The sequence below is a fragment of the Acidovorax sp. LjRoot204 genome, assembly GCF_056175785.1.
In genome coordinates, this window is record NZ_JBGFFF010000319.1 from 1 (window position 1) to 1,734 (window position 1,734).

Sequence of the window (1,734 nt, forward strand, 5' to 3'; positions counted from 1 at the left end):
ACCCCGCCGCGGTGATCGCTGAGGTGAAGTAGCGCTACGAGGCCCCCTTGATGGAGATTTTTGAATGACCCCCGTGCTGGACTGGGCCCTGCCGGCCGCCCTGCTCATGCTCGCGCTGGCCATGGGCTGCGCGTTGATCCGACTGCTCAAGGGCCCTTCCGCGCAAGACCGCGTGCTGGCGCTGGACTGCATGTACTTGAGCGGCATGCTGGTGATGCTCGTGCTGGGCCTGCTCTACGGCAGCAAGAACTACTTTGAGGCCGCATTGCTGCTGGCGCTGTTCAGCTTTGTCGGCTCCATGGCCATGGCCAAGTTTTTGCTGCGCGGCGAGGTGATCGAATGACCGAAGCCGCCACCACCGCCACCGCTGTTCTTCCGCTGTGGCTGGAAATCATCGTGGCCGTGCTGGTGCTGGCCGGTGCCGCGCTGGCCCTGCTGGGCTCCATCGGGCTGCTGCGGTTACCCACTTTTTTTGAACGGGTGCACGCGCCCTCCATCATTGCCACGCTGGGCTGTTGGCTGATCATGCACGGCACCGTGCTGTACTTCTCGGTGGCCGACCGCAGCCTGGCGCTGCATGCGCTGCTGATCGCCGTGTTCGTGGCGATCACGGTGCCGGTGATGTCGATCTTTCTCATGCGCGCGGCGCTGTTCCGCGCACGGCAGGCCGGGCGCGACGTGCCGCCCAGCCTGAGCCAACCCAAAGTGGGTGTGAACACGGAAGTCAAAGACGCCTGATCAAAAACTCCTGATTTGATAGCTGCAGGCGCATATAAAACATGCGCTTGCGGCATTTTTGGCTCTTACTTCGCCCCCGACACACCAAACCCGCCGCCGCCGGGGGTGTGAATCTCGAACACATCGCCCGGCAGCATCTCTGCCTGGCCGATGTGGTCCAGCAGCTCCACCCGGCCATCGCTGCGCACCACCTTGTTGATACCCACGGCACCCGGCTGGCCGCCCGCCATGCCAAACGCGCCATGGTGGCGCCCGTTCGACAAGATGCTGGCCGTCATGGGCTCCAGAAAGCGCACACGGCGCACGCCCCCGTCGCCGCCTTTCCACTGCCCGGCGCCGCCCGATCCCTTGCGGATCTCGTAGCCCTCCAGCCGCACCGGAAAGCGGAACTCCAGCACCTCGGGGTCCGTCAGGCGCGAGTTGGTCATGTGGCACTGCACGACGCTGGTGCCACCAAACCCGCCCACCAGCTGCCCGTTGGCATCCCACACACCGCCCGCGCCGCTGCCGCCCGAGATGGTCTCGTAGTACTGGTAGCGCGTGCTGCCAAAGGTGAAGTTGTTCATGGTGCACTGCCCCGCYGCCATCAGGCCCAGCGCGCCATACAGCGCGTTGGTGATGCAGGTGGAGGTCTCCACGTTGCCCGCCACCACTGACGCTGGTGGGTTGGGGTTGAGCATGCTGCCGGGCGGGATGATGACGTTGAGCGGCTTGAGGCACCCCGCGTTCAGCGGAATGTCGTCATCCACCAGCGTGCGGAACACATACAGCACCGCCGCCATACACACCGCCGTGGGCGCATTGAAATTGTTGGTCTGCTGCGGGCTGGTGCCGGTGAAATCAATGGTGGCACTGCGGTTAGTGGCATCCACCTTCACGGCCACGCKGATCTGCGCGCCGTTGTCCAGMGGCAGCGTGAACGCACCATCCTTAAGCCGTGTGATCACACGGCGCACGGACTCTTCGGCGTTGTCCTGCACATGGCGCATGTAGGCC

Annotated in this window: 3 protein-coding genes; 2 read left to right on the top strand and 1 reads right to left on the bottom strand. The window is 64.6% G+C overall.

From position 1 onward, the window contains the following. Positions 1-64: 64 nt before the first annotated feature. Both AC04MI_RS24970 and mnhG read left to right on the top strand, forming a co-directional pair. Positions 65-343: a K+/H+ antiporter subunit F gene (locus tag AC04MI_RS24970; protein WP_056063664.1), complete on the top strand. Its 279-nt coding sequence runs from the start codon at positions 65-67 to the stop codon at positions 341-343. After that, positions 340-738 carry a monovalent cation/H(+) antiporter subunit G gene (gene mnhG / locus AC04MI_RS24975; RefSeq protein WP_099730475.1) on the top strand — a complete coding sequence of 133 codons (399 nt, stop codon included), beginning with the start codon at positions 340-342 and terminating at the stop codon, positions 736-738. The genes AC04MI_RS24970 and mnhG overlap by 4 nt, the downstream gene beginning before the upstream one ends. 65 nt (positions 739-803) lie before the next feature. Here mnhG and AC04MI_RS24980 read toward each other — a convergent pair. Beyond that, positions 804-1,734: hydantoinase B/oxoprolinase family protein (locus AC04MI_RS24980; protein WP_476499020.1), on the bottom strand; the 931-nt coding region annotated here is incomplete at its 5' end.